The 24,195-nt window shown below is 66.3% G+C and carries 25 protein-coding genes; 3 read left to right on the top strand and 22 right to left on the bottom strand.

Annotated features, from left to right (window positions below):
* The first annotated feature begins 28 nt into the window (after window positions 1–28).
* Window positions 29–946, top strand: coding sequence for a homoserine O-succinyltransferase (metA, locus tag L8F97_RS00455; protein WP_242146041.1), 918 nt, complete (start codon window positions 29–31; stop codon window positions 944–946).
* A gap of 996 nt (window positions 947–1,942) precedes the next feature.
* On the opposite strand, the gene L8F97_RS00450 is transcribed toward metA, so the two are convergent.
* The 11 genes from L8F97_RS00450 to L8F97_RS00400 all read right to left on the bottom strand — a co-directional run bounded on the left by L8F97_RS00450 (window position 1,943) and on the right by L8F97_RS00400 (window position 12,156).
* Entirely contained in the window at window positions 1,943–3,376 is a 1,434-nt protein-coding gene (locus tag L8F97_RS00450) for an efflux transporter outer membrane subunit (RefSeq protein ID WP_242146040.1), read from the bottom strand.
* Window positions 3,373–4,302, bottom strand: a complete 930-nt coding sequence (locus tag L8F97_RS00445; protein ID WP_242146039.1) for an efflux RND transporter periplasmic adaptor subunit — start codon at window positions 4,300–4,302, stop codon at window positions 3,373–3,375. Before L8F97_RS00445 ends, L8F97_RS00450 begins: the two co-directional genes overlap by 4 nt.
* Window positions 4,299–4,514, bottom strand: coding sequence for a DUF1656 domain-containing protein (locus tag L8F97_RS00440; RefSeq protein ID WP_242146038.1), 216 nt, complete (start codon window positions 4,512–4,514; stop codon window positions 4,299–4,301). The genes L8F97_RS00445 and L8F97_RS00440 overlap by 4 nt, the downstream gene beginning before the upstream one ends.
* Window positions 4,511–6,559 carry an FUSC family protein gene (locus L8F97_RS00435; protein ID WP_242146037.1) on the bottom strand — a complete coding sequence of 683 codons (2,049 nt, stop codon included), beginning with the start codon at window positions 6,557–6,559 and terminating at the stop codon, window positions 4,511–4,513. The genes L8F97_RS00440 and L8F97_RS00435 overlap by 4 nt, the downstream gene beginning before the upstream one ends.
* On the bottom strand, window positions 6,556–7,005 hold the full coding sequence (locus tag L8F97_RS00430) for a MarR family winged helix-turn-helix transcriptional regulator (RefSeq protein ID WP_242146036.1): 450 nt from the start codon (window positions 7,003–7,005) through the stop codon (window positions 6,556–6,558). Before L8F97_RS00430 ends, L8F97_RS00435 begins: the two co-directional genes overlap by 4 nt.
* Window positions 7,006–7,063: 58 nt before the next feature.
* Window positions 7,064–7,699, bottom strand: coding sequence for a glutathione S-transferase (locus L8F97_RS00425; protein ID WP_242146035.1), 636 nt, complete (start codon window positions 7,697–7,699; stop codon window positions 7,064–7,066).
* Window positions 7,696–8,055 (bottom strand): ribonuclease HI, encoded by a 360-nt coding sequence (locus L8F97_RS00420; protein ID WP_242146034.1) that lies wholly within the window; start codon window positions 8,053–8,055, stop codon window positions 7,696–7,698. Before L8F97_RS00420 ends, L8F97_RS00425 begins: the two co-directional genes overlap by 4 nt.
* Window positions 8,056–8,086: 31 nt before the next feature.
* Window positions 8,087–9,466: a sensor histidine kinase gene (locus L8F97_RS00415; RefSeq protein ID WP_242146033.1), complete on the bottom strand. Its 1,380-nt coding sequence runs from the start codon at window positions 9,464–9,466 to the stop codon at window positions 8,087–8,089.
* Window positions 9,463–10,593, bottom strand: a complete 1,131-nt coding sequence (locus L8F97_RS00410) for a DUF2336 domain-containing protein (RefSeq protein WP_242146032.1) — start codon at window positions 10,591–10,593, stop codon at window positions 9,463–9,465. The genes L8F97_RS00415 and L8F97_RS00410 overlap by 4 nt, the downstream gene beginning before the upstream one ends.
* Before the next feature lie 35 nt (window positions 10,594–10,628).
* The gene (locus L8F97_RS00405; protein WP_242146031.1) at window positions 10,629–11,789 is read right to left on the bottom strand and encodes a hypothetical protein; all 1,161 of its coding nucleotides are present in this window, start codon (window positions 11,787–11,789) and stop codon (window positions 10,629–10,631) included.
* A 73-nt stretch (window positions 11,790–11,862) separates the two neighbouring features.
* Window positions 11,863–12,156 carry an Hpt domain-containing protein gene (locus L8F97_RS00400; RefSeq protein ID WP_242146030.1) on the bottom strand — a complete coding sequence of 98 codons (294 nt, stop codon included), beginning with the start codon at window positions 12,154–12,156 and terminating at the stop codon, window positions 11,863–11,865.
* 82 nt (window positions 12,157–12,238) lie between these two features.
* On the opposite strand from L8F97_RS00400, the gene L8F97_RS00395 reads away from it, so the two are divergent.
* Window positions 12,239–14,548, top strand: coding sequence for a hypothetical protein (locus L8F97_RS00395; protein ID WP_242146029.1), 2,310 nt, complete (start codon window positions 12,239–12,241; stop codon window positions 14,546–14,548).
* 40 nt (window positions 14,549–14,588) lie between these two features.
* Here L8F97_RS00395 and L8F97_RS00390 read toward each other — a convergent pair whose 3' ends face one another.
* The 5 genes from L8F97_RS00390 to panB all read right to left on the bottom strand — a co-directional run bounded on the left by L8F97_RS00390 (window position 14,589) and on the right by panB (window position 19,690).
* Entirely contained in the window at window positions 14,589–14,996 is a 408-nt protein-coding gene (locus L8F97_RS00390) for an Hpt domain-containing protein (protein WP_242146028.1), read from the bottom strand.
* 117 nt (window positions 14,997–15,113) lie between these two features.
* Complete coding sequence (der, locus tag L8F97_RS00385) at window positions 15,114–16,475, bottom strand: ribosome biogenesis GTPase Der (protein ID WP_242146027.1); 1,362 nt, start codon at window positions 16,473–16,475, stop codon at window positions 15,114–15,116.
* Between the two features lie 194 nt (window positions 16,476–16,669).
* Entirely contained in the window at window positions 16,670–18,058 is a 1,389-nt protein-coding gene (locus tag L8F97_RS00380) for a PQQ-binding-like beta-propeller repeat protein (RefSeq protein ID WP_242146026.1), read from the bottom strand.
* The gene (locus L8F97_RS00375; RefSeq protein ID WP_242146025.1) at window positions 18,055–18,753 is read right to left on the bottom strand and encodes a tetratricopeptide repeat protein; all 699 of its coding nucleotides are present in this window, start codon (window positions 18,751–18,753) and stop codon (window positions 18,055–18,057) included. Before L8F97_RS00375 ends, L8F97_RS00380 begins: the two co-directional genes overlap by 4 nt.
* A 64-nt stretch (window positions 18,754–18,817) precedes the next feature.
* On the bottom strand, window positions 18,818–19,690 hold the full coding sequence (panB, locus tag L8F97_RS00370; protein WP_242146024.1) for a 3-methyl-2-oxobutanoate hydroxymethyltransferase: 873 nt from the start codon (window positions 19,688–19,690) through the stop codon (window positions 18,818–18,820).
* A gap of 361 nt (window positions 19,691–20,051) precedes the next feature.
* Between panB and L8F97_RS00365 the strand changes: the two genes are divergently transcribed.
* Entirely contained in the window at window positions 20,052–20,186 is a 135-nt protein-coding gene (locus tag L8F97_RS00365; protein ID WP_242146023.1) for an entericidin A/B family lipoprotein, read from the top strand.
* Between the two features lie 60 nt (window positions 20,187–20,246).
* Here L8F97_RS00365 and tatC read toward each other — a convergent pair whose 3' ends face one another.
* From tatC to L8F97_RS00335, 6 genes are all read right to left on the bottom strand, one after another.
* Window positions 20,247–21,026 carry a twin-arginine translocase subunit TatC gene (tatC, locus tag L8F97_RS00360; protein WP_242146022.1) on the bottom strand — a complete coding sequence of 260 codons (780 nt, stop codon included), beginning with the start codon at window positions 21,024–21,026 and terminating at the stop codon, window positions 20,247–20,249.
* Window positions 21,023–21,460, bottom strand: a complete 438-nt coding sequence (gene tatB / locus L8F97_RS00355) for a Sec-independent protein translocase protein TatB (RefSeq protein ID WP_242146021.1) — start codon at window positions 21,458–21,460, stop codon at window positions 21,023–21,025. The genes tatC and tatB overlap by 4 nt, the downstream gene beginning before the upstream one ends.
* 44 nt (window positions 21,461–21,504) lie before the next feature.
* Window positions 21,505–21,738 (bottom strand): Sec-independent protein translocase TatA, encoded by a 234-nt coding sequence (locus L8F97_RS00350; RefSeq protein WP_242146020.1) that lies wholly within the window; start codon window positions 21,736–21,738, stop codon window positions 21,505–21,507.
* 26 nt (window positions 21,739–21,764) lie between these two features.
* Window positions 21,765–22,355 carry an SMC-Scp complex subunit ScpB gene (scpB, locus tag L8F97_RS00345; RefSeq protein ID WP_242146019.1) on the bottom strand — a complete coding sequence of 197 codons (591 nt, stop codon included), beginning with the start codon at window positions 22,353–22,355 and terminating at the stop codon, window positions 21,765–21,767.
* Entirely contained in the window at window positions 22,352–23,080 is a 729-nt protein-coding gene (locus L8F97_RS00340; RefSeq protein ID WP_242146018.1) for a segregation and condensation protein A, read from the bottom strand. Before L8F97_RS00340 ends, scpB begins: the two co-directional genes overlap by 4 nt.
* Window positions 23,081–23,156: 76 nt before the next feature.
* Complete coding sequence (locus L8F97_RS00335) at window positions 23,157–24,164, bottom strand: glycoside hydrolase family 3 N-terminal domain-containing protein (RefSeq protein ID WP_242146017.1); 1,008 nt, start codon at window positions 24,162–24,164, stop codon at window positions 23,157–23,159.
* Window positions 24,165–24,195 lie beyond the last annotated feature (31 nt).

Below are 24,195 nucleotides of genomic sequence, written 5' to 3'. Positions count from 1 at the left end.
GTCCGCCCCGTCATAGGACCAAACGCCCGTGCCGATCAAAATCCCCGACGACCTGCCCGCCACCCGCACGCTGGAAGCGGAAGGAATCACCGTGATGCGCGAGGCCGATGCCGCCCGGCAGGACATCCGCCCCTTGCGGATCGGGCTGCTCAACCTGATGCCCAACAAGATCAGCACCGAGACGCAGCTTGCGCGCCTGATCGGCGCCTCCCCGCTCCAGATCGACTTGACGCTGGTGCGGATGACCGATCACGTCGCGCGCAACACCCCGGCCGATCATATGGCGGCATTCTACCGGCCGTGGTCAGACGTCCGCGACGAGCGGTTCGATGGCTTCATCATCACCGGCGCGCCGGTGGAGAAGCTGCCGTTCGAACAGGTCCGCTACTGGGACGAAATGCGGCAGGTGTTCGACTGGACGCAGACGCATGTGCACTCCTGTCTGACGATCTGCTGGGCGGCGCAGGCCGCCGCTTACCATTTCCACAACATCGGCAAGCATGCGCTGCCGGCGAAGGCAACCGGCGTGTTCCCGCACCGCAACCTGATCCCCTCGTCGCCTTATCTGCGTGGCTTCTCCGACGATTTCGCGGTGCCGGTGTCGCGATGGACCGAGCTGCGGCGCGAGGACGTGCTGCGCACGCCCGCATTGCGCATCCTCGCCGACAACGACGAGACCGGGCCGTGCCTGCTCGAAGATCCGGCGTATCGCCGGCTGTATATGTTCAACCACCTCGAATACGACACCACCACGCTCGCCGACGAATATGCGCGCGACGGCGGGCCGGTGCCGTCCAACTATTTCCCGAACGACGATCCGACACGCCCGCCCGCGAACCAGTGGCGCAGCCACGCCCACCTGTTGTTCGGCAACTGGATCAACGAGATCTACCAGACCACGCCGTTCGAACTGAACACGCTCGGTCAGGTCGCAAAGGCAGCCTAGCGGAAGCTTTTTCCTCCAGGATCTCGGAGTAGCCGATAGGGGTGGCTAGCGATCCGTTCGCTTCCCTGTCGCCGTAGAGAGTGATAGCCTCGGCCTAAGATGCCCCTAAGTGCGGTGGCGGCCACAGGAGATGCAAGATGATCTTCGACGCACCCCCTGCCGTTGAGCAGTGTGCCGCGCCATCGCAAGACGTCATCCTCCGGGTCAGCGGCAAGCCTGATCAAGTCGCTTCCTTCATTAGAGATGTTGCTCCGCCCGGTAGCGCTTGGCGCATTGTCGAAGATACGCCGTCCGCAGCTTCCCGGTCGCTGAGGCTTCAGGCGCGCGCGACCGTTCCTTACAGGACTGTCGTAGACGCGACCTCCAACGCAAATCTCCGCCTTATGACATCGCGTATTACATTTGCAGCACCGGCATGTAGCTCCTCGTAAGTTCGCCGAACATCCGAAGTCGGGCGAGCTTGACCGGGCAGCTTTCCGCCCGGTAACTGCCGGTCGGCTTTCAGGCTATGTGAGCGTCGGAACGTGTTGGCTGGATGGTCCACAGCGCGGTGCTTTGGATACCATTATAGAGGTGCCTGTATGTCTGCGGGTTCCGACGTGATGCAGAACTTGTGATCTGGACATCACAAGCACAGGATGATGCGAGCGGCTTGCCAGTTCTAGCGGCAAAGCATACCGTTGCGGGTGACGTGGAGCAGATGTGATGAAGCCAACACTTCTTTATCCCATAGCGGTTGGCGTTCTCGTTTTTCTAGTTCTACTTGGTTTAGATGCGCTGCACTTCGGGGAGAACTCCCTATGGCGTGCTGGTCTGGTGGGTGCGCTTTGTAGCATCGTCGTTAATCGGTTGGGACCAAAACTCACAGGCCGACAAGGTCTTTAGCTGAAAGCATCGCCGCTCATGGCGTAGATTTTTGCTGCTTGTGTCACGAGTGGCGGGTTTCAGGATGGGAATGTTCGGTCCGCAACGGCTGAATCTGGATAACTGCAGCCGTCACTTCCCACTCGGCACGGGCTCCGCTGTGTCCGGTGTCCAGCCGCCGCCCAGTGCCAGGAACAGATCGACCTCCGCATCCACCAGCGCAGCCTGCGCACTTGCCAGTGATGCTTCCGCGCTGGCAAGCGTGGCCTGCGCACTCAGCGTGTCGAGGAAGGTGCCGCGGCCGAAGCGCGTCAGGCGGTCCGCCTGCGCCACCGCCTTGGCTGCGCTGTCGCGCGCGCGGGTCAGGTCGGTCACCTGGTCGCGGGTGCGCGCATAGGCGGACAAGGCGGTTTCGGTCTGGCGCAGCCCTTCCAGCACAGTACCGTCGAAGCGGGCGAGCGCGGCGTCGGCGTTGGCGCCCGCGGCTGCAATCTGCGCGCGTACGGCGATGCGGTTGGGGAAGCTCCAGCTTATCAGCGGCCCGAGTGAGAGGTTGAACGCCGTTCCAACGTTAAGCGGCGACAGCGGCCCGGTGAACCCCGCCGACCCGCCGAGGCTGACCTGCGGATACAGGCTCGCCGTAGCCACGCCGATCTGCGTGGTAGCGGAAGCAAGGTTGCGTTCCGCCTGACGGATATCGGGGCGGCGACGGATCAGCGCGGCGCCGTCGCCGATCGGTACGACGCTGCGCACCAAAGGCAGCTTACGGCAAGTCTCCACCGCACGCGGATAGTCCGCCGGCGCCCGCCCGAGCAACGCCGCCAGTTCGAACAACGATGCCTGCCGCGCCGCGATCAGCGCGGGAAGCTGCGCGCGGCTTTGCTCGACGGCGGCCTGTGCGCGCGTGACGTCGAAGGCGGTGTCACGGCCGCCGCGCTGCAGGCGTTGCGTGGCGGTAAGCGTCTGTTGCTGGATGCCGATGACGCGGTTGGCCGCCGCGATCCGCACGTTGGCCGTGCAGGTGGCGGCGTAACTGCGCGTCACCGCCGCCGCGACGGTGACGCGGACCTCGTCGCGCGCCGCTTCGATGGCCTCGGCATCGGCGCGCGCCGCTTCGATCTGGCGGCGGATGCGCCCGGCGAGATCGAGCGGGTAGGACAGACCACCACCGAGATCGTACCCGACCTGCCCCGGCAACCGTGCGCCGGTGCCATAGGGCCGCGCCAGCGTCGCCCCGCCAGAAAGTGTGGTCTGGATCGTACGGCCGGCCTCCGCTTCGCGCACAACCGCACTCGCCGCGCGCAGATTGGCGTCGGCGGCGCGCAGGTCGGTGTTCGCAGCCAGCCCTTCGGTAACAAGGCCGTCGAGCAGCGCATCGTCGTACAGCCGCCACCAATGGTCGGGCAGCGGGGCGGCGGTGAACGCTTTGTCCTTGCCTCCCAGAAAAGCGCCATTGGCAGCGGGCGCGCGCGCGACGGCGCCGTCGGGGAGGTGGTAGTCCAGCCCGGCGGTACATGCGGACACGCTCGCCGCGAGCATCGCCGCCGTGACGGCACGCCGGATCATCGCGCGATCCCCGGCGTCGCTGCCCGACGCGGTTGCACGGTGGCAGCGCCCACGGCGGTCGGCGTGATCGTCACGGTAGCCGTTCGTCCGGAGATCAACCGCAGATCGGCGGGTACGCGGTCGATCTTGACGCGCACTGGAATGCGCTGGGCGAGGCGGACCCAGGAAAAGGTCGCGTTGACGCTGGGTAGCAGGTTGCCGGTGTCGGTGCGCTCGCTGTCGCTGATGCCGGCGGCGATGCTTTCGACGTGACCGGTGAACACGCGCGGATCACCCATCAGCCGCACACGCGCGACCGCGCCGGGATGCACGCCGCCGAGCTTGGTCTCCTCGAAATACGCCTCGACCCGCAGCGAATCCGCGTCGATCAGGGCCAGCGCCTGCTGGCCGGCGGCGACGTAATCGCCCGGGTGGAGATCGAGGTTGGTGATCGTGCCGTTGACGCTGGCGTGCACCTGCGTGCGTTCTAGATTGAGCCGGGCGGTGCCCGCCTGCGCCTCGGCCTGGGCGAGTGCCGCTTGCGCGGTGGCGACGCGGGCGACGTTCTGTTCGTGCGCCTCCGCCGCGACGAGATCGCCGAGTGCGAGATCGCGCGCGGCCTCGCGCCGATTCTGCGCAAGCGTGGCGCGGGCGCTAGCGATCGCCGCTTGTGCCTGCTCCAGCGCAAGCGCGTAGCGCGGGCGATCGACCACGAACAGCAGGTCACCGGCGTGGACGAGCTGATTGTCGCGCACGGCCACGCTCGTGACCAGTCCGCCAACGTCCGGCGTCACGCGCACCACGTCGGCGCGGACGCGACCATCGCGGGTCCACGGATCGACCTCGTAGCGGTGCCACAGCCACAGCGCGACGAGGACGGCGACGATGACGAGGACCAAAGTCGCGGTGAGGCGACCGGCGGGGGCGAGATAACGACTCCAGTTCACAGCGCAACTCCAGGGGGCGCAAAGGCGAGCACCAGCCCGCCGAGGATGAGGATATAGATCGCCACATCGACCAGCGGACGATAGGCAAACGCGCGGTACAGGCCGACAAGCGCGAACAAACGCGAGGCTACCGCCGTCAGGATCGCGGCTGCGATCGCCAGCAGCAGCAACCCGGGCACGTAGACGCCGAACAAGCTCACTTCTCCGGTCATGCCGCCACCTCCGCATGATAGCCGGGTGCAGCCGGGAACAGGTTCCGGCGCAAACTGGTCAGCGCTAACAATGCGTCGCGGCGCTCGCCCGGTGCCGGATCGGCCGCGAAGGCGGTCATCGCGGTGTCGATCGCGGCGAGCAGGTCGGGATCGTCAACCGTCGGCTCGTCGAGCGTGCGCGCCCGGTAATGCGCGCTTACCCGCGACAGCACCGGGTTGATGATGCCGCGCCCGAACTCGCCCGCCGCCAGCTTCACGCGGCGCAGCCCTGCCACCGATACGCCGACGCGCAGATCGACCAGCACGTCGAACAGCGGGCGGCCCGGGTCCTGCCCGCGCGCGACCAGGCGCGGGGCGAGCAGGCCGATCCGGTCGAGCATCTTGCTGACCCAGCCGATCTCGTCCGGTTCACCCGGCAGGATGCTGCGGCGCGCAAGGTCGCGCCACCCGGCGCGGATCAGGCGGGCGCTGCTCTGTTCGGCGCCGACCGTCTGGAACAGTCCGACCGTCACCACCGCGAAGCCGGTGCCGACGAGTTGCGCGATCGCGCCGTTGGCAAAGCTTGCAAAATCACCTTCGTACGACGCGTTCAGGCCAATCAGATTGGCGAGACCGAGCAACGCGCCCAGCGTGATGAGGTTGTACTTGGGGATTGCCAGCAGCGCGCCGAGCAGCAGGAACATCGGCGCGAGCACGGCGGCGACGGTCACGTAATCGGTCGCGCGTGGCAAGACCGCGAAGACGTAGAAGCCGGCGATGCACACGCCGATGATCGATCCCCACAAAAACGTGCGGATCGCCGGCGCGGGATCATCGCTATTGCCGAACAAGGCACAGCACACGCCCGCGATCAGCACCGCGCCCGCGCCCTCCGGCCAGCCGGTGCCGATCCAGAACGCGCAGCCGAGCACCATCGTCGCGATCGTTCCCCACGCCGCGCGCAACGCCACGAAGCGGTCGCGGTGGAAGGTGCGGTTGGAGGCGGTGCGCAGCGCCGCGGCGACCGCTGGCGTGACGGCGGCGCGGGTCGGCGAGCGCATCTGATCGCGCAGGTCACGCACCGCGCTGTGCGATCGGACCAGGTCGGCGAGACGCGACGTCAGGCTGAGGATCAGCGCATCCCGCCATTGCAGCGGCGCCGCGACCGGCGGCTCCTCGGCGCGAATGTCCGCAACCAGAGTCTCCACCAGCGCGCCGCGTTCGGCGATCGATACGGCAGGCGTGGCGAGCCACTCACACGTCCGCACGATCAACGCCGCAAGGCGTACCGGTACGCCGCCGTTCGCATTCAGTTCGGCGATGCGATCCTCCACCGCGCTGCCCAGCGGCAGCAACAGCGAAAGTTGGTCCTGAAGCGCGCGCACCGTCCGCACGCGCGGCAGGAAGCGGGCCGTGTCGAAGGGCAGATGGGTGGAAAGCTGGTGCAGTTCGTTGACGTCGAGCGCTAGCCGCCGACGTTCGCGCAGCACCGTCTCGTCCGGCGCGCCGCTCAACGCGTCACGCGACCAGCGTTCGACATCGGCGATGATCGCATCGACACGGGTGAACAGCAGCCCGGTCACCGAACGCGGCAGGACCAGCGCGTGGATCAGGCTGCCGCACAGGATGCCGAGCGAGATTTCCTCGACACGCAGGATCGAGGTCTGGAAGATCTGTCCCGGCGCGGCAACGCTCGGGAAGCCGATGATCGAGGCGGTATACCCCGCCAGCAGGAACACGTAGCTGCGCGGCGTGCGGTCCTGAAGCGAAATGAACAGGCACAACCCCAGCCACAGCGCGAGCGCGAGCGACAGAAGTTCGGGCGCGTTGACGAGGTTGGGGACCAATACGACCGCCGCCGTCGCGCCGAGCGCGGTGCCGAGCAGCCGGAACACCGCCTTGGAGATTACCGCGCCGGCGAGCGGCTGCGCGACGATGTAGGACGTACTGACCGCCCAGTACGGACGCGTCAGCCCGATCTTGAGCGCGATGTAATAGGCCAACATGGCCGCGACGAAGCATTTGATCGAGAACAGCGCGATATCGAGGCCGTAACGGTCGTTCATCGCTCGCTCTCGGCAGCGGCGGCGGCGCTGATCCGTTCGAGCACGGCGGCAGTGGCGGCAAGCGTCTCCGCGTCGAAGTCACCGAGGATGCGGTGCCGCAACGCCGCGAGCGACCGTTCGCTTTCCGCGACGATCGGCCTGGCGTGCTCGGTCAGCGCGAGCCGCTTGGCACGGCGATCCTGATCGTCGGGGGTGCGCGTGACGAGCCCTTGTTCGACGAGATGATCGAGCAGTCGCACCAGCGATGGCGCGGTCATCTCCGTGGCCTCGGCGAGGTCGGTCAGGCGCGCTTCGTCACCAAGCCGGCCAAGCTGGGTCAGTACCCATGCGGTCGCCGCGGACAAGCCCTGCGCCTCGAGCGCGTCGTCCGCCAATTTGCGCCACACCCGTGCGAGCGGCAGCAGGCGACCCGCGATCTGCGCCTCGGAAGTTGTTCGCGTGGACATCATTAGGATGCTAATTACATCGGCATGGCGATTCTTCAAGAGGCGACACGCGCCGATTTCACGACGAGGTGTTGTCACCCAGAACGACGTACGTCCCTGCCCGCCACGGTGCGAGCTTCGTCATCGCGCGCGAGAACAGCGGCGCGGCAAGATGGCGATCGAGCCATGCCCGCACACCCGGAAGGGGTTGCGCGGCAAACCAGTCCGGCTCGACCGCGGCGAATTGCCGAACGAAAGGGAAGATCGCGATATCGGCCAACTGCCGTCGCTCGCCACACAGATTGGCACGACTGGCGAGCCGGTGTTCCAGCGTCATCAGCCACGCCACGGCGGCGTCGCGATGGTCTAGCGGGTCGCTGCCGTGGCGATCGGGATATTTGTAGCGATCGAGATGATGTTTAAACGTACCGTCGTTGCCGGCGATCAGCGCGGTGTCGTCTCCCGCCAGCCAGTCCTCCGGATCATGCCGCGCGAGCGCCCAGCGCAGGATATCGAGACTTTGATCGATCACCCGGCCATCCGACAGCACCAGCACCGGGACGGTCGCCTTCGGCGACACGGCGATCAGGTCGTTCGGCTTCGCGCGCAACGCCACTTCGCGGATCTCGCACAAGGTTTCGGAAACGAGCAGACCCATTCGTGCGCGCATCGCGTACGGACAACGGCGGAAGCTGTAGAGGATCGGCAGCGTCATCGGTGCAGCCGGGCAAGCGCGATGCCGGCGAGATTCTGCGTCCGTTTGATGTGGCGGACGCGCAAGCGAAGCCCGGCGACAGCGGCGGCGAAGTCGGACGCGTGACCCGGCGCGGCTCGGCCGGCCAGCGCGGCGTTGGCCTGCGTGACGATCGCCGCCGAATCGCCGAGCAGCACCGCGTCCCGCACGCCCAGCGCGCGGACCTGGGCAACCGCGCGCAGCAACGCCAGCCACTCGGCGTCGTGGCTGGACCCATGGCCGGCATCGCGGTCGACATAAGCAACGCCGCGCGCGACGACGGCAAGTTCGATACGGCCGGGATTGGGACGACAGCCACCGTCGAAGAAAATCTTCATGCACGCGGCTATGCCAGCCACGCGCGCCGGATCAAGCGGCGCCGGTGGCTTGTGCCGGGAGCGTCAGCACGAAGCGGGCGCCCTGCCCCGGCGCGCTGTCGACGGTGATCTCGCCGCCCATTGCCCGCGCCAGTCGCCGCGCGATGTAGAGGCCGAGACCGCTTCCGCCGGGTTCGCGCGGGTCGACGCGTTCGAACTTTTCAAAGATGCGCGCCTGATCGTCCAGCGCGATACCCTTGCCCTGATCCGCAACGATGATCGCGGCGAGATCGCCCTCACGCTCGGCCCGGACCCAGATCACGCCGCCCTCGGGCGAATAGCGCACCGCATTGCCGATCAGGTTGACGAGGATCTGCAACACGCGACGGAATTCCCCGATCGCCGGCAGCGTCTCGCCAAGCGTGGGCTTATCGATCCGTACCTTCATGTCGGACGCGCGCACCGCAAGCAGCCCGGCGGCGCGGCGGGCGAGATCGGCGAGATCGATATGTTCGGTCGCGACGTGGAAATCGGTACGCTCGATCGCTTGGAGATCGACGAGATCGTCGACCAGCCCCATCAGGTGGCGCGCGGCGCTGGCGATATCGGCGGCGTAATCGGCGTAATCCTGCCGCAGCGGGCCTTCGGTCTGTGCGTTGATGCTGTCGGCATTGGCGATGATCCGGCCGAGCGGCGAGCGCAACGCCGAATCGAGCCGCACCGCGAACGTGCCGCTGGCATCGTCGATCGTCTGTGGTTCGGATCTGGGCGGCGCGCGTTCGAGTGTCACCGCGCCGATGAAGCCGGCAAAATCACCACGCGCGTCGCGACGCGGCCGCGCGGCGAGGCGCACCGCCTCCCCGGTCGCGCGCAAGGTAGCGGGCTGATCCTCAAACCTTTCGCGCAGCGCGAGACCGCCGAGGATCGGGAAGCTGCCGCTCTTGTCCTCGGCCAGCGCGAACAGCCCGGTTAGCGGCGCGCCGAGCAGCATGTCGGCATCAAAGCCATGCCGCACGCCGACATCCGGCGTGAGGAAGGTCAGCCGCAGCGCCGAATCGGTTTCCCAATGCCAGTCGGCATCCGCGGCGAGCGCGGCGTGATCGGTGTCGCCGATCGCATCAGACGCGGTCCACGCCGGGCGGTCCGCCCAGCCGGTGATGGTGAGCGACACGCCCGCCGCGACCGGCTCGGCCCGCACCCACAATTCAAGGTCGCCCGGACCATCGGCAGCGACGATGCCGCGTGAGACGAGGATGCCGAGCCGCTGCGTAAGGTGCGCCAGCCTGGCGAGTTGCGGCACCGCGACGGTTTCGCCAAGCGCGCCGCCTGCCCGCGCGTTGAGATCGTGCAGCCGCGGATCGGCCTCGACCAGCCGCCCGTCGCGATCGATCAGGCCGCGCACCAGCGGCAGGATCGGCTCGCCCGCGGTCATGCCTTGGCTCCACGCGCGATCGCCAGCACGGCGGCGCGATATTCGGGATGCAGCAGCAACGGCGCGATGGCCGCCCGCGCCTGCGCCGGATCGACCGCGACGATAGTATCGAGCAGGTCGGCGAACTGCTCGACGTCGCGGCGCGGATCGGCCTCGCACAGCGCCAGACCGATGCGGGCGATGGCGGGACGATCGAGTTTGAGCGCGCGGAGCACCAGCCATAACCGTTCGGCATCAGGATCGAGGACGATGTCGCGCATGTCGGCATAATGCAGCCCGAGCGCATGGCCGAGCAGCGCGATGAACAGCGACAAACGCTGGTCCGCCAGCGCTTCGGCGAGCAGGGCGGCAAGTTCCTCCGCGCGCGGATCGAGTGCGATCGCGAGCCGGGTAGCGGCAGCCTCCAGCCGATCGCTTTCGTTATGCGCGGCGAGGCTGCGCTGCGCCGACTCGGCGAGCGCGCGGTCAAGCGGCTCGGTCGTGCCGGCACCCTCGGACGTGGTCGCCTCGCGCACGGTCGCGGCGACCCACCAGATCAGGCGCTGCTGGATTGCGGCAGGCAGATCGGTCCGGGTCGTGGCCCCAGCCACCAGCGGCGCCCTGCGGCGGCTTTCGGTAGCGAGCAGCGCGACCGCGCCGGTCGCGACGACATGATCGGCATGACGCGACAACCGCGCGAGCAGGCTCGGCTGATCCGCCTTGCCGCTGCTCCCGAGCGGCGCGGCCTCGACCGGCAGCGCCTCCGCGATCAGGGTCTGGCGTACCCGGCCGATCAATTCGTGCATCACCGCCGGATCGCGCATCAGCCCGGCGCCAAGCAGCCGGTCGAGCGCCACCGGAGCCCCGCTGCCGACGTCGACCGCAAGCGCGGTGAGCCCGCGCGCCGCGAGCAGGCGTGCGGCATGTGCGCGAATCGCCGCCTCGATCGCGCCGACCAGCGCCTCCAGCGTTGCGGCGAGACGCGCGCGAACGCGGTCGTCGAGCCGACCGTCGCCAGCAAGAAAGAAGTCGTCGATCGACGTTGCGAGCCGATGATCCGCGCGCAGTTCCGCGTCCGCCGCCCGGGCGAGCAGCGCGCTGGCGGTCGCAGTGCCGCCTGTATCGGGATCGCGAGCGTGGATCGACATGCCGGCATGCTTAGCGCGGTATCGTTAAAACGCGCCTAAGGCTTTTCGACAAGCGTCTCAATCGCCACGGCAAGGGTGGCGGCGGCATACAGACCGACGCAGCCGAGCGCGGCGAGCGGCGCGCTCACGATCGCGAACGGCAGCATCACGATCGGCGCAGCGGTCAGGCTCGACCACCAGCGGCGCGGCCACGCCGCGAGCGCGACTCGCTCCACGAGCACGCCCGCGACGACCGCCGCCACCGCGAGCGCCCAGCCGAGCGCGCTGTGCGTGGCATCACCCACTGCCATTACGCTGCCCGCGCCGAGCACCGGGCCGACAACGGCGAGGATGCGCGCCGGCAAGGCCTCGTCCCGTAACCAGGCCAGCATGTGTGCGGTGGTGGCAAGCAGCACCCCGAGGATGATGAGGACCAGCCCGACCGTCAGCCATGCCGACAGGATCGCGCCGATCCCGGCCAGCCCCACCACGCCCGCGCCAAGGCTGAACGCCCAACTCGGCGCACCACGTGCGAGCAGCGGCGGCAGCGCGAGTCCCGCCGGCAGCGCGGCGGCGTAGCGGTCCGCCCAGCGATCCGGCTGCGCCATCAGCGTCACGACAATGGCGTTGCCCCAGCGTGCCAGCGCCTGCGAATCGCGTTCGATCCCGTGCGCGGCTTCAGCCGCCTTGGGCAAGCGGATCTGCTTGGCCCCGGCCTGCGCGACGATTCGCAACAAGGTGGACTGGAAATCGTAGTCGCGCGGCATCACCGCGACATCCTTGATCCGCGCGACATCGATCAGCGCGAGCCCGGCCCAGTTGGTCGATACGCCGATCCGCTCGAACTGCGGGTCCGCGTCGCCGGTCACCAGCAGCGCGTCGCCACGCTCCGCCGCAAGCAGCGCGACGGTATCGCCGGTCGTGACCAGCCCGTCAGCCACCACCAGCACGCGCGCGAGCGGGTGAAGCTGCTCGACCGCCTCGACCGCGGTACGCACAGCATCGACCGACACGCCGCGCCGCCCGATCCGGCTGATCGCGCCGAGCAGACCCGGCGTCATGCGGGCCACCGCAAGGATGATCTGGGTCGCACCGGCCGCGATCAGCAGCCGCGCCTGGAACTCGATCAGCGTCAGGCCGCCGAACGGCAACGTCTCGCCGAGCGTTCCCGCACGATCGTCAGCATCTTCAGTCGCAAAAATCAGGCCTGCCAGCATCGGGGGGCCTTAAGCGCAGTCTCGCGCAAAGGCAAAGCGGTAGCAGTCCTTAGCCGGATTGCGGCGATCCGCCTCAGAGCCGCTCCACCGCGCGGCGCAACCGGCGCACCATCGCCGCGTCCATCGGCTGCGCTTCCGCAGCCTCTCCGGCAATCGCCATCAGACGAATCGCACCGAAACTCGCCGCAAGGCCTTTCAACCTGCTGGCCGCGAGGCGCCATTCTTCGGGACGGCGCGCCGCCTCCAGCAGACCCAGCGCGCGGTTCGCACTGTCGAGGAACGCGCCACGCAACTCCGCGATCAGCGCGGGTTCGTCACCTACCGCAGCCGCGAGCGTTGCATCGATTGCACCGGGATCATAAGCCATAGGAGGTGAATAGCCCGACCCGTGTTAAGGCAAAGTTTCGCAATTCGCTTTGCCGGCACGCAAATCATGGTAAACGAAGCGTATGAACGGGGGTTCTCGCATCATTGATCTTCGCCCCGGCGCGGAAGATTCGTCCAGCAGCGGCAGCGCGGACATCACGGAGCATAATGGCGAAGCGGTTCCCGAATTTACCGACGACTTGCTGACGTTTGCTGATCCCGAAGAGCCGCCCACGCGTAGCTTGGCCCGGGTATTTCCCGCGCTTGGCGCGGTGGTTTCGTTCGGCTGGGTCGTCGGCATGCTCGCGCTGAGTTGGCCGCATCTCGCCGCAACGCCGCCGATGGGCCTTACGGTTTTCATTGCGGCGTTGTGCGTGCCGCCCGCGCTGATCGGCATCCTGCTTCTGCTCGCGCTTCGCACCAGCCGCGCCGAGGCAACGCGCTTTGCCGGCACCGCACAGGCGATGCGGGCCGAAGCGGCGTATCTCGAACGCACGATCGCGGTGCTGTCGCGCAAAATCGAGGATAACCGCCAGCAACTCTCCGAACAGGCAGCGGCGATGGCGGCGATCGGCGAGACCGCGACCTTGCGACTCGCCGGTATCGGCAGCGACATCGGCGCCGAAATCCAGCGCGCGGAGATCAACGCGCAGGCGCTCGCCGCCCTGTCCGGCAGCGCGCGCGCGGAACTCGAGACGCTGATCGCCATGCTGCCCGGCGCGGGGGAGGATACCGCCACCCTGACCGAGCAGATCAAGCAGACCGCGATCGTCGCGAGTGAAAGCGCGACTGCGCTGGACGTGCAGCTTTCCGCGCTGACCGAACGCGGACGTGAGGCGGATCAGGTTGCCGGTGGCGCCGCACAGAAGCTCGCCGCCAATCTGATGCGGATGAAGGCGACCAGCGAATCGGCGGCGGCGCGGCTGGAACAAGTCAGCGCGGATATGTCGATCTCCGTCGACGCGCTGCTCGACCGGACGGCAGGCGCGGTTGATGAAGCACGCAAGGGGATCGCCGCGCAGGGCGAGGCGATGCTGGCGATGCTCGGCACCAACCAGGCCGCGCTCGACCATGCCGCGCGCGACAGCGCCGAGGCGCTTGCGGCACGTATCGCCGTGATCGAAACGATGATCGACCGCATTTCCGACCGGCTCGCCACGCAGGGCGACGCCACCAGCGAAGTGGTCGAGATGCTCGGCACCGGCGTCCACCATCTGTCGGGCGAGTTCGACGCCTTCCACAATCGTCATGCCGCGCACACGCAGGAACTGGCGGTATCGATGGAGGCGCTGCGGGTATCTGCCGAGGGCATGACCGACACGATCCGCACCGGCGAGCAGATCGCCTCGACCACGATCGCGACGACGGAGCGGCTGCTCATCGCGCTCGATTCGGCGACGCGCGAGATCGACGAGACGATCCCGACTGCGCTGTCGCGACTCGATGCACGGATCATCGCCAGTCGCGGCATCGTCGGCGATGCCAAGCCCGAGCTGCTCGCGCTCGTCACCGCCGCCGAGAGCACGCACGACGCGATCGAGGCGATCGCCGCCGTGGTGTCCAGCCAGCGCGACCAGGTCGAGAAGCTGGCCGGCACGTTGCAGGACACGCTGGCGGTCAGCACCGAACAGGCAGCCGCACTCGGCACGTCGGTCGACGACACCGTCGCACAGGCGCACCGGTTTGCCGAGGATGCCGCGCCCCGGCTGCTGGAGGCGCTGTTGCGGGTGCGCGACACTGCGAATTCTGCCGCTGCGAGCGCGCGCGAGACGCTCGCCGATGTCATCCCCGAAGCGGCGGCGGCGTTGGAGGCCGCGACCTCCGACGCAATGCAGCGCGCAGCATCGGCGACGGTGGAGTTGCACCTCACCGCGATCGGCGAAGCGGCCGAGGCGGCGGCGGACGTGGCGGACCGGATTTCGGCGCGGCTGACCGATCAGATCGCGACGATCTCTCAGGCCAGCACGATCGTCGAGAACCGCATCGACCAGGCACGGACCGAGCGCGAGAAGGCCGACGAGGACAGCTTCGCACGCCGGGTGTCGCTGCTGATCGAGGCACTCAACTCCGCTTCGATCGACATCGCCAAAAGCTTCTCGACCGAAGTCGCCGACAGCGCATGGGCCGCCTATCTGCGCGGCGATCGCGGGGTGTTCACCCGGCGCGCCGTGCGGTTGCTGGATGCAGCCGAAGCGCGAGATATCGCGCATCTGTATGACAGCGACAACCGCTTTCGCGATCACGTCAACCGCTACATCCACGATTTCGAGGCGATGCTGCGCGCGATCCTCGCGCAGCGCGACGGCTCGCCGATGGGCGTGACGTTGCTGTCTTCCGATATGGGCAAACTCTACGTCGCGCTGGCGCAAGCGATCGAGCGGCTACGGAGTTAAAGCGGCGCTTCTGCTTCGTTCCCGCGAGTGCGGGAAAAGGCTAGGCGACACGCCGTCCGAAGCCACCGCGCCGCGCCACGATGGGGTTCGCCTCGTGCTCCAGCACCGATAGCGTGCGTTCGAACAGCGGACGTAAGCTTGCCACCAGTGCAAGCGCCTCTTCGGGCGTATCACGGTTTTCGACACAATCCCGTGCGATCGTTTCGATCCGCTCCGCCAGCATGCCGAGCGGTTCGGCGCCGAACTGCCGAGACTCGCCCTTCAGCGTGTGCGCCGGCAACACGAGACCGGCGGCGCTCTGCGCGCGCATCGCCGCTTCGATCGCCGCAACGGATTTCACGCCATCTTCGCGGAAATAGCCAAGGATACGTACGAAGCCCGCACCCAACTCGTTGCGCGCGCTTGCGAACGCCGTCCAGTCGACAAGATCCCGATCGTCGAGCGCCACTGTAAACCTCCTCCATCACGACCATGAGTGACCGAGATAGTTATAGGAAGCTTCTACGCGGTCCCGGTAAACGAGGTATTGACGAGACACGCTTACTGCCGCGTCAACTATGGCATCCTAGCGATCGAACGGGTTTTTTGGAGCCCGCAACGTCAACCGTACCGGAACCGCACCAAAGCCGAGATCGCGCCGTATGCCATTGATAAGATAGCGCTGGTAGCTCATCGGCAGTTGGTCGACGCGCGTGCCGAACAACACGAAACCGGGCGGGCGCGTCTTGGCCTGGGTAAGATACCGGAGCTTGATGCGCTTGCCACCGGGCGCCGGCGGCGGATTGGCGTCGACCGCTTTTTCAAACCAGCGGTTGAGTTCGCCAGTGCCGACGCGGCGCGACCATGCCTCACGCGTTTCGAACGCCACCTGGATCATCGTATCGATGCCCTTGCCGGTCGCCGCCGAGACGGTCAGCACGGGCAGACCCTTGACCTGGCTAAGCCCGTCTTCAAGTGCACCCCGGATGCCGTTGAACAGGCTGGAGCCATTCTCGGCCACGTCCCACTTGTTGATCGCGACGATCAGCGCGCGACCTTCCTGAAGTGCGGCGTCGGCGATACGCAGATCCTGCGCCTCCAGCCCGCGTGTTGCGTCGAGCAACAGGACGACAACTTCAGCGAAATCGATCGCGTGCAGCGCGTCGGCAACCGAAAGCTTCTCGAGCTTATCTTGTACGAGCGCCTTTTTACGCATGCCGGCCGTGTCGATCAGGCGAACCGGGCGCCCTTGCCAGGACCAATCGATCGCGATGGAATCGCGCGTGATCCCGGCCTCCGGACCGGTGATGAGGCGATCCTCGCCGAGGATCTTGTTGATGAGTGTCGACTTGCCCGCATTCGGGCGACCGATGATGGCAAGCTTCAGCGGCCCATGTTCGTAGAACTCGTCGTCCTCGGGCTCTTCCTCGATCGGCGCATCCGCGTCGCGTTCGACATGCGGCAGCAGCGCCTCGAACAATTCGCTGAGGCCTTCGCCGTGTTCGGCGGAAAGTTCGACCGGATCGCCGAAACCGAGCGCGAGCGCCTCGATGATGCCGGCCTCACCTGCACGGCCTTCGGCTTTGTTGGCGACCAGCACGATCGGCGTGGTCGAACCTCGAAGCCACCGCGCGATCTCCTCATCGAGCGGAACGATGCCGGCACGCGCGTCGATCAAGAACAACGCGACGTCGGCCTGCGCGACGGCGGCCTCGGTCTGCTGCCGCATCCGACCAGGGAGCGAGGCGGCGTCCTGATCCTCATAGCCGGCGGTGTCGATCACGCGGAAGTCGAGCCCGATCAATGAGGCATCGCCCTCGCGGCGATCACGGGTCACACCGGGACGATCGTCGACCAGCGCGAGCTTCTTGCCGACGAGGCGGTTGAACAGGGTCGATTTACCGACATTCGGCCGGCCGATAATCGCGACCACGGGGAGGTTAGGCATCGCGCTCCCTTACGGCACGCGCACGGCTTCGTCACCCCCGAGGCGCTTCGTGCCGCCCGACGTTGCCTGAATCCGCGCGGGACGACCCGTCCGCACCAGCGATGCGGCGGAGCATCTGCTCGGTGCTCGCGTCGATCTACACCCGCCCGCTCAGCAGCCAGCGGCTTCCGGTCGCGAACAGCATCGCCCCGCCGTCACTTATAGGCGACCACATGGCCTTTCTGATCGAGCACATAGAGCGTCTGATTCGCCACGATCGGCGGCAGCGTGAAGCTCTGTTTTGCGTTGATCGACGACACCACTTTCCCCGTCTCCGGCGCGGCGGACACGATCTGGCCGAGCGAGTTGGTCAGCACCAGCCGTCCGCCAGCCAGCACCGGGCCGAACCACGTGATCGGGTTCTTGTGCTTTTCCTTCTTCTTTTTCTTCTTCTTGTCAGTCGGAGCGACATCGTCCGCAACGACCTTGTCGCTCTTGTAATGCTGGAGCTGGCTGATCCACCGCACCTTGCCGGTCGAACGCGCCAAGCAGACCAGACGCGCGTCGTCGGTCACCAGGAACAGCCACTCACCCGCAACCCACGGCGTTGAAATACCGGCGAAGTTCTGCTCCCACTGACGCTGGCCGGAGTTGATCTCCAGCGCGACGGTGCGGCCGCCCTGCCCGACCGCGAACACCGTGCCACGATCGATCACCGGATCGGCATCAATATCGGCAAGCGACGATACCGAGGTCGAGATGCTGGAGCGCGACAGCGCATCCTGCCACAGCGTGCGACCGTTCTCGTAACGATAGGCAGTCAACTCGCCGGACGAGAAGCCGGCGATCACCGTACCTTGCGCCACCGCCGGTGCGGCCACGCCGAACACACCCTGCGTTTCGAGGGAGCCCGAACCGGTCCACACCACCGAGCCATCCGCCTGCGACAGCGCGTAAAGCTGATTATCCTGCGTCAGCACATACAATTGGCCGAGTGCCACCGCCGGCGCGTTGCGCAGCGGTCCGCCCGGGCGGACCCGCCACAACTCCTTGCCGTCCTTGGCGTTGAACGCGACGACGTCACCAAGGCCATCGGTCGCAAAGATCTTGCCGTCATCGAAGCTCGCGCCGCCGCCGAAGCGAGCCGCGCGGTTCTTCTTCTTCGAACCCGCCGCGATATCGGCAGTCCACATCTTGGCGCCAGTCGTGGCGTCGAACGCGTGAATGGTGGCGTCGACATCGACCGCGAACAACTTGCCATCCGCCACGATCGGCGCGGAGCCGAAGCGCTGCCGGTTCGATCCGCCGTCGATCTGCGCGGTCCACTGCCGGGTGAGCGCGGTGCCAAGCGCAAGCTGACCTAGCGACTTGGCCGCGCTGCCGCCGGGCTGCGCCCAACTGTCGTTGACGGTCGGCTCCGGCAGCGTGACCTGCACATCGGCGATGGTCTTGTCCGCGTCCGCCGCGCTTTCGGAGGCGAGGATCGGGATGCGCTCGCCTAACGTCGGGGTCTTGTGACGCCCGCCGCCTTTTAGCGCGGCACAGCCGCTCAGCGCGAGCGAGGCAGAAGCCGCCGCGGCCAGGATTGCGGTACGCTTGTTCATTTGGCCTTCTTGTCCTCAACCTGATCGACAGCGTCGATGCCGAGCATACCCGTCATCTGGACGGCACGCTGGCGGATCGTGTCGGGTACATCATTATTGCGCGCGATCTGAGCGAACAGCGGGCCAGCTAGGTCGGGCTTGTTCATCCGCAGATAGGCCATCGCCACCAGCTCGCCGGCGCTGCCGAACCAGGGGTTCTCCGGCCGGGCGAGATCGCGCAGCCGTGCCACGACGACATCCGGCTTGAGCCCGTCGAATTCCGCACTGGTCTGACGGATCAGCGCGAGATCGCGGAAGGGCTGGCCCACGCCGGTATCGGCTGCAATCGCTGCGAAAATCTTGGCCGCACCCGCCAGATCGTTCTTCTGGAGCAGCAGATCGGCCTGCGTGAACTTCGCCAGCGCACGGTAGCCCGGCTCACCAGCGGTTGCGAGATCGGCGAGCGGCTTATCCGCGCCCGGCGTCTTGGCGGCGATGCCGTCATATACCTTCTGCAACGTCTCGGCCTTTGCACCCGATACCGACTGTTCGTGATTGCGCCACAACAGGTATCCGCCGAACAGCGCCAGCGCGACTACCAGCGCGATGATGGCGAGCCGTCCGTAACGCTCCCACGCACCCGCCAACTGGTCGCGGCGCAGCTCTTCATCGACTTCGCGCAGGAATGCGGCATCGGTATTCGGCGTAACGGCCAACGCAAAGCTCCATCAGGCTGGGAAGACGCCGACCTTAGCGGTCCGCGGCAACAAGGGGAAGTGGTCAGTCCTTCGGCAGATACGTCTGGTCCGCGCCCGGGAATTCCCGGGATCGTACATCGCGCGCATAGGTCTCAACCGCGGCGGAAATGCGGCCGGCCATATCGTCGAACTTCTTGACGAACCGCGCCGTGCGCTCGAACAGGCCGAGCATATCCTCGGTCACCAGCACCTGCCCGTCGCACTGCGCCGATGCGCCGATGCCGATGACCGGACAGGCGACCTGTTCCGTGATGGTGCGCGCCAGCGGCTCCAGCACACCTTCCGCCACGATCGCAAACGCGCCGGCGTTGGCGATGGCGTGCGCATCGGCGAGGATCTTGGCCTGCTCCGCTTCGCTGCGACCCCGCGCACCGTACCCGCCGAGTGCATTCACCGCCTGGGGCGTGAGGCCGATATGTCCCATCACCGGAATGCCGCGTTCGGACAGGAACGCGACCGTCGACGCCATCGCCGCCCCGCCTTCGAGCTTGACCGCGGCCGCGCCGGTCTCCGCCATGATCCGCGCCGCCGAGGTGAACGCCAGCTGCGGGCTCGCTTCGTAACTGCCGAACGGCATGTCGATGACGACGACAGCGTGATAGCTGCCGCGCACCACCGCCGCGCCGTGCGCGCACATCATATCGAGCGTTACCGGCAGCGTGGACGGCAGACCGTAGATAACCTGGCCCAGACTGTCGCCGACCAGTAGGAGATCGCAATGCGGATCGAGCAATTGCGCCATTCGCACGGTGTAGGCGGTCAGCATAACCAGCGGTTCGCCGCCCCCATCGGCACCTTTGCGCTTGCGAATCGCGGGCACGGTCAGCCGTTTCATCGGGGTGGGCGTGGGATTGGCGCGGCTGGTCGCGGTATCGATCGTGAAGGTCGTGGACATATCGTTTCTCTAGCGGCACGAGGCCGACCGCGCCAGCGGCTCGCGTCCGCTGACAAACGACCCGACCGGCCGCTACGCATGTCACACTTTTTTCCAGGCGCCCGGAACCCGATTTGACCCGCCACGTTCTACACCTCGGATAGCGACTTTATGCCCCCCCGCTCTCGCTATCCAAGACATGGGTCCGGACGCACTACCCTCCCCCCCCCCCGGTAGTGCGCCGGACCCAAATTCTTTTCCGTGCAAACTCCGGCTCCCAAGACATTTTAAACGTCGCAGCGTTATGCACGCGGAACGTAGCGCGACCTCGAACATTGTTCGGGCACGAAGGCGTTTCCTTCGGAAGGTCAGGAGATTTCAAATGCGGAAGTTCGTAGGATTGGCGCTCGTCGCTGGTGCATTGCTGGTAAGCGCGTGCAACACGATCGAAGGCGCCGGCAAGGATGTTAAGTCGGCGGGCAACACCGTTGCCAAGACTGCTCACGACGCCAAGTAATCTTCGTCATTCCGTTTTGAACAAATCAGGGTCACCGGCACCGCCGTGACCCTGGTTTTTTTATTCAGCGGGTTCGGCTTCGATCTCAACCGGAGGCCGCCGCCGCTCGGTAAACCAGATCGCGATCAACGCGAGTTCGTACAGCAGGATCAGCGGCACCGCGAGCATGATCATCGAACCCGCGTCAGGCGGCGCAAGCACCAGCGCAACGCCAAAGCAGCCGACGATCGCGTAGCGGCGCGCGCCGACCAACTGTTTGCGGGTCACAATTCCCGCCCGTTCCAGCAACATCAGCACGACCGGCAGCAGGAATGCGATGCCAAAGGCCAGCAGGAACTGCATCACGAAATCGAGATATTTGTCGACCGCCGGCAGAGCGGTCTGCTCGATGCCCCCGACGTTGCCCTGATAACTCAGCAGGAAATGCAGCGCCGTCGGCACCGCAACGAAATACGCCATCGCTGCACCGCTCGCGAACAGGAACGGAGTCGCGATCAGGAACGGTAGGAGCGCGCGCTTCTCTTTCCGGTACAGACCCGGTGAGACGAACTGCCAAAGCTGGTTAGCGATCACCGGAAACGCGACCATCAATCCAGCGAACAGTCCAACCTTGAGCTGCACGAAGAAAGCCTCGAACAGACCGGTATAGTAGATTCGCTTCTGGCCCGCCTGGATGAGCGGATGGACCAGAATACCAAAGATCGGTTCGGCAAAATACATGCAGACGCCGAACGCAACCGCCAGCGCGGCAATGCTGTAAAGCAGCCGACGCCGCAGTTCGACGAGGTGATCCAGCAACGGTGCGCGCGAGGCGTCGAGTTCGTCGGCCGGTGCGTTCATGACGGCGCCTTGTCGCGGTCGGCCGCGACGTCCGAAACAGCTTCGGCGGCGGGGGTGACAGTGGGATGCTCCACGTACACCGGAGGGCCATCCTCGCTATACTGCCGCTCACTATCGGGAAGCGCTGGCATATCCGGCTGCGTGGTAGCAGGCACATGCTCGATCGCAGCCACAGGCGGCGCCTCGATCGCTGGTGTCGGCGGATGCTCACGCATGATGCGCTCGTTCTCCGCTGCCCACTTCTTTTCCATGTCCTGCAACTCGGCTTCGCGCACCATCGTGTCGAAACCACTGCGAAACTGGTTGGCGACGCCGCGCATCCGGCCGACCCAATAGCCGGCGACGCGCATTGCCTTGGGCAGATCCTTCGGCGGGATGACGACAAGCGCCACCGTCCCGAGGATCAGCAGTTCCATAGGCGCAATATCGAACATGTACGGGCAGAACCTTCAGCGAGGACGTTAAGGGAGTTGCGGCCTCAACGGTCTTCGCGAACCTTTTCGCCGTTCACGTCGAACGCCGGTTCCGCTGCGGCCTTCGCCTCGATGCGGCTTGCCGGGCGCGCAGGCTCGTCTTCCTCGGCCATGCCCTTCTTGAACGATTTGATGCCCTTCGCGACATCGCCCATCATGCTCGAAAAGCGGCCACCACCCAGAACGAGGATCGCCAAAACGCCGAAAATGAGCCAATGAATCGGACTACCGAAACCCATCACACTTCTCCTAGTACAAGACCTTTCTAGTCCTGTTCCGAACGCTTGACCACCTCGTTCGTGTCCGCTTGCATTTCTAGCGCAAGATCGAGGGGATCGAGCAGTCCGGCAGCACGCAAATCCTCAAGCCCCGGCAAGTCGCGGCGGCTCGCCAGACCGAAGTGCGCGAGAAACGCCGGCGTGGTCGCATAGAGCAGCGGCCGACCCGGAACCTCGCGTCGTCCGGCGGGGCGCACCCAACCGGCTTCCATCAGCACGTCGATGGTTCCCTTGGAAATCTGTACGCCGCGAATCGCCTCGATCTCCGCGCGGGTGACAGGTTCATGATAGGCGACGATCGCCAGAGTCTCGGTTCCGGCGCGGCTCAACCTGCGCGGTTCCTCGCGATCCCGTCTCAGCAGGTGCGCCATGTCAGCGGCAGTCTGGAAGTGCCAGCGGTCGCCACGCCGGACCAGTTCGACACCGCGCCCGGCGTAATCGGCGGCGAGCCGATCGAGCGCAGCCCGCACATTCGCGCCCTCGCCGACATGTGCGCGAATTGCGTCGGCCGTCAGCGGCTCGGTGGCGGCAAACAGAATGGCCTCGACCGCGCGGACGAGAGGATCGGGCGCTGTCATCGCAGTGCGCGCAGGTACAGCGGTGCGAACGGGGACGCCTGTTGCAGTTCCACCCTCCCCTGCCGCGCAAGTTCCAGCGCCGCGAGGAACGAAGATGCGAGCGCGGACTTGCGGAACAGGTCGCTTGCGCCGTCGGGCAAAAAGCTTTCGATCACCGCCCAGTCCACCGTACTGCCGACCAGACGGGCGACACGATCGAGTGCAGCTTCCAGCGTCATAACCGGGCGATCGGCAACGATGTGCATGACCGGACGGGTCCGCGCGCTGATCCGCCCATACGCCGCAATAAGGTCGAAGATTTCGGCCTGCCACAATGTTTTGCGCATGGTTCTCAAGCCTTCGGGCGAACCCCGCGCGAAGACGTCGCGACCGATCCGGTCGCGCGCCATCAGCCGAGCGCCGACGTCGCGCATCGCGTTCAGCCGCTCCAGGCGCAGTTGCAGCCGCAGGGCGAGATCCTCAGGGGAAGGCTCGACCTCCGGATCGCGCGGCAGCAGTAAACCGGATTTGAGATATGCCAGCCACGCAGCCATCACCAGGTAATCGGCGGCGAGCTCCAGCCTGATCTCGCGGGCTTGCTCGATAAAGGCGAGATACTGATCGACCAGCGCGAGGATCGAAATCTCCCGCAAATTGACCTTCTGATTACGCGCGAGCGCCAGCAGCAGATCGAGCGGCCCCTCCCAGCCATCCAGGTCGAGCGTGAGGGTTTCGGGTTCGGTCATGGTGCGGGGTAATCAGATCCGACACGTGTGCGACAACCGAGGTCACTTGTTCGCACGACCTGCCGGGTGCGTAGGATCAAACCAGCGCCAGCAACGCGTCGCGCTTGGCGACCAGTTCCGCGAATGCAACATCACTCCTGCGTGCCGTTACACCCGCCATCGCACGGTCGAGCCGCGCGCGTGACACCGCAGCGATATCGTCAAGCCGCTCGACGATTTCGACCATCTCGTCCATGCGCCCCCAGCAGTCGAGCACCACATCACAGCCTGCAGCAATCGCCGCCGCAGCCTTTTCGCCCGCGGTGCCGGACAACGCCTTCATGTCGATGTCGTCCGTCATCAACAGCCCGTCGAAGCCGATCTTGCCGCGGATTACCTGCTCGACGACGATCGGCGATAGCGTCGCGGGGCGCGCTGCATCCCACACGTCGAATACGATATGGGTCGTCATCCCCATCGGTGCATCTGCAAGCCTGCGGAACGGTTCGAGGTCAACCTCAAGCGCGGCTTCATCGGCAGTTACGCGCGGCAGTTCGAGATGGCTGTCGACAAGCGCGCGGCCATGGCCCGGCATGTGCTTGACCACACCGACCACACCGGCCCGCGCGAGGCCGTCAAGGATCGCGCGGCCCATCGCCGCGACACGCATCGGCTCGCGACCAAGCGCGCGGATGGTGATGATCTCGGCGGTATTCGGTTGCGCGATGTCGAGCATCGGCCAGCAATCGACGTTGATGCCGACTTCGGCCAGCATCACGCCGGTTGCCTCGGCATGCACGCGCACCGCCTCGATGGCGGAGATCGGCGCCACATCATACAGGGCTTCGAACGCCGGGCCGGCAGGAAATGCCGGCCATTCCGGTGGCCCCATCCTCGCGACGCGCCCGCCCTCTTGATCGATCAGGATCGGCAGATCATCACGACCCGTCATGCCGCGTAGTTGATCCGTCAGGGCAAGGAGTTGCGCGCGGTTCTCGATGTTTCGTTTGAACAGGATGAAGCCGAGAGGTTCGGCTTCAACGAAAAACCGGCGCTCATCGGCGGTAACGGTAAGGCCCGACAGGCCAAAGATGACAGGCTTCATTCCGGCAACATATCAGCCTTGGGCGGACCGT

The organism is Sphingomonas sp. BAUL-RG-20F-R05-02 (assembly GCF_022662305.1).
In the GTDB taxonomy this organism is placed as follows: Bacteria; Pseudomonadota; Alphaproteobacteria; order Sphingomonadales; family Sphingomonadaceae; genus Sphingomonas.
Note: the sequence above shows the minus strand (reverse complement) of the source record. Positions and strands in the feature narration are given on the sequence as shown.

Coding starts and splice junctions, on each gene's coding strand:
- L8F97_RS00340 (WP_242146018.1), bottom strand. CDS start 23,080: ATGACCGAACCCGAAACCCTCACGCTCGACCTGGATGGCTGGGAGGGG.
- L8F97_RS00435 (WP_242146037.1), bottom strand. CDS start 6,559: ATGAACGACCGTTACGGCCTCGATATCGCGCTGTTCTCGATCAAATGC.
- L8F97_RS00420 (WP_242146034.1), bottom strand. CDS start 8,055: ATGAAGATTTTCTTCGACGGTGGCTGTCGTCCCAATCCCGGCCGTATC.
- L8F97_RS00350 (WP_242146020.1), bottom strand. CDS start 21,738: ATGGGTTTCGGTAGTCCGATTCATTGGCTCATTTTCGGCGTTTTGGCG.
- L8F97_RS00440 (WP_242146038.1), bottom strand. CDS start 4,514: ATGACCGGAGAAGTGAGCTTGTTCGGCGTCTACGTGCCCGGGTTGCTG.
- L8F97_RS00400 (WP_242146030.1), bottom strand. CDS start 12,156: ATGGCTTATGATCCCGGTGCAATCGATGCAACGCTCGCGGCTGCGGTA.
- panB (WP_242146024.1), bottom strand. CDS start 19,690: ATGTCCACGACCTTCACGATCGATACCGCGACCAGCCGCGCCAATCCC.
- L8F97_RS00380 (WP_242146026.1), bottom strand. CDS start 18,058: ATGAACAAGCGTACCGCAATCCTGGCCGCGGCGGCTTCTGCCTCGCTC.
- L8F97_RS00430 (WP_242146036.1), bottom strand. CDS start 7,005: ATGTCCACGCGAACAACTTCCGAGGCGCAGATCGCGGGTCGCCTGCTG.
- scpB (WP_242146019.1), bottom strand. CDS start 22,355: ATGACAGCGCCCGATCCTCTCGTCCGCGCGGTCGAGGCCATTCTGTTT.
- L8F97_RS00410 (WP_242146032.1), bottom strand. CDS start 10,593: ATGTCGATCCACGCTCGCGATCCCGATACAGGCGGCACTGCGACCGCC.
- tatC (WP_242146022.1), bottom strand. CDS start 21,026: ATGAACGCACCGGCCGACGAACTCGACGCCTCGCGCGCACCGTTGCTG.
- L8F97_RS00395 (WP_242146029.1), top strand. CDS start 12,239: ATGAACGGGGGTTCTCGCATCATTGATCTTCGCCCCGGCGCGGAAGAT.
- L8F97_RS00405 (WP_242146031.1), bottom strand. CDS start 11,789: ATGCTGGCAGGCCTGATTTTTGCGACTGAAGATGCTGACGATCGTGCG.
- tatB (WP_242146021.1), bottom strand. CDS start 21,460: ATGTTCGATATTGCGCCTATGGAACTGCTGATCCTCGGGACGGTGGCG.
- L8F97_RS00365 (WP_242146023.1), top strand. CDS start 20,052: ATGCGGAAGTTCGTAGGATTGGCGCTCGTCGCTGGTGCATTGCTGGTA.
- L8F97_RS00335 (WP_242146017.1), bottom strand. CDS start 24,164: ATGAAGCCTGTCATCTTTGGCCTGTCGGGCCTTACCGTTACCGCCGAT.
- L8F97_RS00415 (WP_242146033.1), bottom strand. CDS start 9,466: ATGACCGCGGGCGAGCCGATCCTGCCGCTGGTGCGCGGCCTGATCGAT.
- der (WP_242146027.1), bottom strand. CDS start 16,475: ATGCCTAACCTCCCCGTGGTCGCGATTATCGGCCGGCCGAATGTCGGT.
- L8F97_RS00450 (WP_242146040.1), bottom strand. CDS start 3,376: ATGATCCGGCGTGCCGTCACGGCGGCGATGCTCGCGGCGAGCGTGTCC.
- L8F97_RS00425 (WP_242146035.1), bottom strand. CDS start 7,699: ATGACGCTGCCGATCCTCTACAGCTTCCGCCGTTGTCCGTACGCGATG.